Source organism: Longimicrobiaceae bacterium (genome assembly GCA_035696245.1).
Taxonomy (GTDB): Bacteria; Gemmatimonadota; Gemmatimonadetes; order Longimicrobiales; family Longimicrobiaceae; genus DASRQW01.
Genome location: DASRQW010000474.1, coordinates 1 through 6610 on the forward strand (window position 1 = coordinate 1; position 6610 = coordinate 6610).

Below are 6610 nucleotides of genomic sequence, written 5' to 3' on the forward strand. Positions count from 1 at the left end.
CGCGCGCCGCGCAGATCGCGCCGATCGCCCGCACCTGCGCCCGCGCGGAGAGGATGTGGATCGTCTCCTCGCCCGCGGCGGCGGCGAGCGCGGTGGCAGCGGACGGAGCTAGCCGATCATCGCCCGTGCCGTCGAGCTGCCGCTGCAATGCGACGGCGCAGCGCTCGGCGCGGAGGAAGGTGGTCCACGCACGTTCGGACGCGGACGACGCGTCGGCCCACTCGGCCTCCGTCGGCGCGCGGTGGGCAAGCAGCGAAAGCGCCCAGCGCCTCAGCTTCAGGCACTCGGCGCAGACGGCTTCACGCGAACGGATGGATTGGAGGATGCGCATCGCCGGCCGGGTGGAAGGGTCAGCGTGTGCGGATCGACGGGAGGGATGCGGAGCCTTCTGCCGCGCATCGGCGGAGAGGGGCGGACGCGCAGCGATGGCCCGCCGTGCATCTCCCGATCAGCCGGCGGTCTTGGCGGTGCGGTCGAGACCTTCGGCGATCCACTCGTACGTGAGGCGCAGACCTTCGCGGATCTCCGTGCGCGGCGCCCAGCCCAGGGCGCGCAGCTTGGAGGCGTCGAGGCTGCTGTGGCTCAGCTCGCCCGGACGGGCGGGCGCGGGCTCCGCGCGCTGCGGGCGCCCGGACGCGGCGGACAGCATCTCCACCAGCCCGTTCACGCTGGTCTCCACGCCCGTGCCCACGTTGAACCCGCGGTCGTCCAGCGCCCGCGCGGGAGGAAGCTGCGCGTCGGAGAGCGCGAGGTTGGCGGCCACCACGTCACCCACGAAGACGTAGTCGCGCGTCTGCTCGCCGTCGCCGAAGACGGTGACGGGCTGGCCGCCGTGCATCTTCGTGGAGAAGATCGCGACCACGCCCGCCTCGCCGTGCGGGTCCTGGCGCGGGCCGTACACGTTGGAGTAGCGCAACGCGGCGTACTCCAGCCCGTGCACGCGGTGGTAGTAGAAGAGGTAGTGCTCGCCCGCCAGCTTGGACACGCCGTACGGGCTCTCCGGCTGCTTGGGCGCGCTCTCGGGCGTGGGCCGCTGCTCCGGCTCGCCGTACACGACGCCGCCCGACGAGACGTAGACGAAGCGCTCCACGCCCGCCTCGCGCGAGGCCTCCAGCAGGTTGAGCAGGCCGTCGAGGTTGACGCTGGCGTCGAAACGCGGGTCGGCCACCGAGACGCGCACGTCCATCTGCGCGGCGTGGTGGCTGACGAGGTGGAAGCGCCGCTCGCGGATGAGCGCGGCGGCGGCCGGGTCGCGGATGTCCATCTCCACGAGCTCGGCACCGGCGGGCACGTTCTCGCGCCGGCCGTGCACGAGCGAGTCCAGCACCACCACCTCGCACCCGCGCGCCACGTACGCGTCCGCCACGTGCGACCCGATGAAGCCCGCGCCCCCGGTGACCAGCACCCGCCGCGTCTCGCTCGCCATGCTCACCGTGCGTGTTGAAGCCAAGTCTCGCCGCGCCGTCCCCGCACGCCGCCGGCACTGCGCCATCCACCCGCACTTCTGCCGATCGACAGCCGGCCCGGCGTCCGAACCAACCCGTCACACTGCCGAACGAATGCGCATCTCACCGTACCTGAACGGCTGGAAGCACGCGGAGCCGCGGAGGGCGCGGAGAACTGCGGAAGGAACGGGTTGTTCTCCGCGGCTCCGCGTGAGGCCTTTCCGTGATCGGCTCCGGCGCGGAGCCCGGTCAGCCGCGGCCGTAGCGGTCTTCGAGGCGGATCAGGTCGTCCAGCTCGGGGGTGCTGACCTCGAGGATGACGGAGTCCTCCAGAGCCTCCACGCGGTGCACGTCGCCCGGGCGCACGGTGATGCACTGGCCGGGCGCCATCTCGAAGTCCACGCCGTTGAAGTGGTACAGAAGGCGGCCGGACTGGAGGTACATCGTCTCCTGCTTGCGCTCGTGCTTCTGGAGCGAGAGGGCGTGGCCCTTGGTGACCTCCAGGATCTTGCCGGCGTAGCGCTCTTCGTGCGCGTACCAGACCTCGCGGCCCCAGGGCTTGTCCACGATCTTGGGCGAGCAGACGGGCACGGCGGGCGATGCGTTCATTCGCGGTTTGCTGCGTGGTGAGGAACGGAGATGCGAGGGCCGCGCGGACCTAGCCGCGGCCGAAGATGCGGCGCAGGAGCGACGGCGAGCCGGCCAGCGGAGGCACGGGCATCGGCGCGTCGCCCGTGAGCATGCGCGACGGGTTGATCTCGGTGAGCAGCGCGGCCTGGGGCTCGCCCTGGCGCGCCACGTGAGCCCGCACGTCGGCCGAATGCAGGCGCCCGCGCGCGTGGTAGTCGCTGGAAAGGTAGTCCGCCCAGCCGCGTTTGAGCAGGTCCCCGGCGATCTGCTGCGCCTGCGGGCCGTAGCGGCCCAGCAGCGACGCGCCGTTCACCTGCAGGTAGGCGCCCACGCGCCGCCACTCGCCGGGCGCCTCGCTGCCCGGCTGCAGGTTGGAGTACCGCTCCGGGTGGGCGATGATGGGCGTCCAGCCGCTCATCTTCAGCTCGAAGATGGCCCGCCCGGCGTTGGGCGGCACCGTCATGAACGGGAACTCCACCAGCACGAACGAGGTGCCCGCCAGCCGCAGCCGCGGGTCCGACAGGTCGGCCAGCGGGGTGTCGAGCATCAGCTCCACGCCGCGCTCCACCCGCAGGTCGGGGAACTCGGCCGAAGCAAGCGCCTTGAGCGACGCCCACGCCTCGTCCAGCCGGCCCAGGTACTCGGCGCACTCGTCGGCCCGCTCCAGCTGCGAGGCGCGGAAGTGCGGCGTGGTCACCAGCGCGGTGACGCCCTGCTCGCGCATGGCCGCCAGCGCGGCGCGGCTGTCGTCCAGCGACGCGGCCCCGTCGTCCACCCCCGGCATGAGGTGGCTGTGGAAGTCGATCACGCGGCCTCCTTCTCGCGCGCCATCTCGGCCCGCAGCCATTCCACGAAGCGGGGGATGCCGTCCTCCACCCCCGTCGCCGGCGCGTAGCCCAGCAGCGAGCGCGCCTTGGACACGTCGGCGAACGTCCGCTTCACATCCCCCGGCTGCATGGGCTGGCGGTCGATCACGGGCGTGACGCCCATCGCCCCGCCCAGCAGCTCGACCAGGCGCGCGAGCGAGACGGTCTGGCTCTCGCCCAGGTTGACGATCTCGAACGCGTCCGGGTGCTCGCCGGTGAAGGCGATAGCGGCCTCGACGCCTTGGAGGATGTCGTCCACGTAGGTGTAGTCGCGCTCCGTGTCGCCCGCCCCGAAGACGGGGATGGGCAGTCCGGCCGCCATCAGCCGCGCGAACTTGTGGATGGCCAGGTCCGGGCGCTGCCGCGGTCCGTACACGGTGAAGAAGCGTAGGCAGACGACGGAGGCGCCGTGCAGGTGGTGGTGCGCGTGGCACAGCAGCTCGCCCGCCCGCTTGGTGGCGGCGTACGGCGAGATGGGCGCGTCCACCGGGTCGGATTCCGAGAACGGCACCTTGGCCGCGTTGCCGTACACGCTGCTGCTGGACCCGAAGACGAAGCGCTTCGCTCCCAGCGCCCGCGCCAGCTCCAGCACCGCCGCGGTCCCGGCCACGTTCACGTCCGCGTACGCGACCGGCTGGTCGATGGACGGCCGCACCCCCGCGCGCGCCGCGAGGTGGACGACCACGTCCGCCTCCGCGAAGCCCGCGGCGAGCAGCCCGCCCCGCATCCCCTCCAACCGCCGCACGTCCGCCTCGACCAGGCGGAAGTCGTCAGAATGCAGCATCTCCGCCACGTTGCGCCGCTTGACGGCGGGGTCGTAGAACGGGTCGAAGCTGTCGATGCAGGCCACGCGGTGCCCGGCCGCCAGCAGCCGCTCGCACAGGTGGCTCCCGATGAAGCCCGCGCCGCCGGTGACGACGACCTTCACGGCGTCACAGCGTGCGCGCGGACGAGTCTGCCGCCGCCAGCGCCTCGCGGAAGTACGGGATGGTGCGGCTCAGGCCCTCCTCCAGCGGCACCTTGGGCTCCCAGCCCAGCACGGCGCGCGCAACGGTGATGTCGGGCTTCCGCACCTTCGGATCGTCCTGCGGCAGGGGAAGGCGGTCCAGCTTGGACTCGCTACCCGTCATCTCCAGCACCTTGTCCGCCAGCTCGCGCACGGTGAACTCGCCGGGATTGCCCACGTTGGTCGGCTCCGCGCGGTCCGAGTGGAAGAGGCGGTAGATGCCGTCCACCAGGTCGTCCACGTAGGTGAAGCTGCGCGTCTGGCTGCCGTCGCCGTAGATGGAGATGGGGTCGCCGCGCAGCGCCTGGACGATGAAGTTGCTCACCACGCGCCCGTCGCCCGGCCGCATGCGCGGGCCGTACGTGTTGAAGATGCGCACGATGCGCGTCTCCACGCCGTGGAAGCGGTGGTACGCCATGGTCATCGCCTCGGCGAAGCGCTTGGCCTCGTCGTAGCAGCCGCGGGGGCCCACCGGATTGACGTTGCCCCAGTACGTCTCCGGTTGCGGGTGCACCTGCGGGTCGCCGTAGACCTCGGAGGTCGACGCCAGCAGGTAGCGGGCGCCCTTGGCGAGGGCCAGGCCCAGCGTGTTGTGCGTGCCCAGCGACCCCACCTTGAGCGTGGGGATGGGGTGCTCCAGGTAGTCGACCGGCGACGCGGGCGAAGCGAAGTGGAGCACGCCGTCCAGCGGCCCGTCCACGTCGATGTGCTCGCTCACGTCGTGCTCGACGAGCGTGAAGTCGGCCCGGTCCGCGAGGTGGGCGACGTTGTCCGGGTGGCCGGTGATGAAGTTGTCCATCCCCACCACCTCGTGCCCATCGGCCAGGAACCGGTCGCAGAGGTGCGAGCCCAGGAAGCCGGCGGCCCCCGTGATCAGGACGCGCATCAGCTGGGGGACGGCACGGCGCCGCCGACGGGGGCCACGGGCGCGACCGGGATGCGGCCCACGGAGACGTAGTGGAAGCCCATCGCGGCCATCCGCTCCGGCTCCCACAGGTTGCGGCCGTCGAAGACCACCGGCTCGGCCAGGCGCTCGCGGATGCGGTCGAAGTCCGGCACGCGGTACGGCTGCCACTCGGTGAGCACCAGCAGCGCGTCGGCCCCGCTCAGGCAGTCGTAGTTGCGCTCGCACAGCGACAGGTCGCCGGTCGCCAGCAGGTCCGCGAAGTAGCGCCCCGCCTCGTGCTTCGCCTCGGGGTCGTGGGCGCGGATGGTGGCGCCGCGCGAGACCAGGCCGCGCACGATGGTGAGCGACGGCGCCTCGCGCATGTCGTCGGTCTCCGGCTTGAACGACAGGCCCCACACGGCGAAGGTGCGGCCGGAGAGGTCTTCCCCGTATCGTTCCACGATCCTCTGCACCAGCAAGGACTTCTGCGAGGCGTTCACGCGCTCCACGCCGTCCAGGATGGCGCTGTCCACGCCGTGCTCGCCCAGCGTGTGCACCAGCGCCTTCACGTCCTTGGGGAAGCAGCTGCCGCCGTAGCCGATGCCGGCGAAGAGGAAGCCGGGGCCGATGCGCTCGTCGCTGCCGATGCCCTTGCGCACGTCGTTCACGTCGGCCCCCACCGCCTCGCACAGCCCGGCGATGGTGTTCATGAACGAGATGCGGGTCGCCAGCATGGCGTTGGCGGCGTACTTGGTGATCTCGGCCGAGGCGATGTCCATGAACAGCACCGGGTTGCCGGTGCGCACGAACGGGGCGTACAGCTCCGCCAGCCGCGCCCGCGCGTGCTCGGAGTCGACGCCGATGACCACGCGGTCCGGCTTCATGAAGTCCTGGACCGCCGCGCCTTCCTTGAGGAACTCGGGGTTCGAGCAGACGTGGAAGGGCCGCGCGGTGTGGCGGCGGATGGCGTCGCGCACCTTGTTGGCCGTGCCCACCGGCACCGTGCTCTTGGTGATGACGATCTTCTCCGGCCCGTCCGCCGGCATGTTCCGGCCGATGGTCTCCGCCACGGCCAGCACGTGCTGAAGGTCGGCCGAGCCGTCCTCGCCCGGAGGCGTGCCCACGGCGATGAAGATCACCTCGGCGCCCGCGACCGCCTTGTCCACCTCGGTGGTGAAGGTCAGGCGGCCCTCGCGGAGGTTGCGCTCCACCAGCGGCTCCAGGCCGGGCTCGTAGATGGGGATCTCGCCCGCGTTGAGCCGGGCGATCTTGCCCGCGTCGATGTCGGCGCACACCACGTCGCTGCCCGCCTCGGCCAGGCACGCGCCCGCCACGAGGCCCACGTATCCGGTACCCACCACCGCTATGTGCATGACGATCTGCTGTCGTTTGAATGGAGACGAGGCCGCCCGCGATCCCCGCGGGCGCGCCCTGGCGGCGCGGAGGTTGACCGTCCGCGCGGTGTGCCGGTAGCTTGACCGGCTGCACCCGCTCCGCGTGGCAGCGGCGGGTGCGGCTGCCGGGCACGCGGCTGCCACGGGCGGGAAGCTACCGCCGGGGGCGGTGCGGAATCAAGTGCGGCGGCGGCACCCGCATCTCCCGTGACACGCTCCCCGCGGCCCGCACGGCGCCTTCCGCACGCCGGCGGACGGGCCCGCGCGAGGGGAGGAATGGCGGAATCCGGGTGAGGCGCGGCAATTGCTACGCGGGCAGCCCGGCCGCGCCCGGAAGCGGCGGCCGCGCGAGGGAATCCCCTCCGCCCGGCGCGCCGCCCGCC

Annotated in this window: 7 protein-coding genes; all 7 read right to left on the reverse strand. The window is 72.1% G+C overall.

The annotated features are described in order from the left end of the window. On the reverse strand, positions 1–331 hold a 331-nt coding region (locus VFE05_21315), incomplete at its 3' end, for a hypothetical protein (GenBank protein HET6232629.1). A 117-nt stretch (positions 332–448) separates the two neighbouring features. Continuing rightward, positions 449–1450, reverse strand: coding sequence for an NAD-dependent epimerase/dehydratase family protein (locus tag VFE05_21320; protein HET6232630.1), 1002 nt, complete (start codon positions 1448–1450; stop codon positions 449–451). Between the two features lie 244 nt (positions 1451–1694). Then, positions 1695–2054 carry a cupin domain-containing protein gene (locus VFE05_21325; protein HET6232631.1) on the reverse strand — a complete coding sequence of 120 codons (360 nt, stop codon included), beginning with the start codon at positions 2052–2054 and terminating at the stop codon, positions 1695–1697. A 49-nt stretch (positions 2055–2103) separates the two neighbouring features. Beyond that, complete coding sequence (locus tag VFE05_21330) at positions 2104–2883, reverse strand: CpsB/CapC family capsule biosynthesis tyrosine phosphatase (GenBank protein HET6232632.1); 780 nt, start codon at positions 2881–2883, stop codon at positions 2104–2106. Beyond that, entirely contained in the window at positions 2880–3869 is a 990-nt protein-coding gene (locus VFE05_21335) for an NAD-dependent epimerase/dehydratase family protein (protein HET6232633.1), read from the reverse strand. The genes VFE05_21330 and VFE05_21335 overlap by 4 nt, the downstream gene beginning before the upstream one ends. Before the next feature lie 4 nt (positions 3870–3873). Next, entirely contained in the window at positions 3874–4833 is a 960-nt protein-coding gene (locus VFE05_21340; protein ID HET6232634.1) for a UDP-glucuronic acid decarboxylase family protein, read from the reverse strand. After that, positions 4833–6206 carry a UDP-glucose/GDP-mannose dehydrogenase family protein gene (locus VFE05_21345; protein ID HET6232635.1) on the reverse strand — a complete coding sequence of 458 codons (1374 nt, stop codon included), beginning with the start codon at positions 6204–6206 and terminating at the stop codon, positions 4833–4835. The genes VFE05_21340 and VFE05_21345 overlap by 1 nt, the downstream gene beginning before the upstream one ends. Positions 6207–6610 lie beyond the last annotated feature (404 nt).

Coding starts and splice junctions, on each gene's coding strand:
- VFE05_21325 (HET6232631.1), bottom strand. CDS start 2,054: ATGAACGCATCGCCCGCCGTGCCCGTCTGCTCGCCCAAGATCGTGGAC.
- VFE05_21340 (HET6232634.1), bottom strand. CDS start 4,833: ATGCGCGTCCTGATCACGGGGGCCGCCGGCTTCCTGGGCTCGCACCTC.
- VFE05_21345 (HET6232635.1), bottom strand. CDS start 6,206: ATGCACATAGCGGTGGTGGGTACCGGATACGTGGGCCTCGTGGCGGGC.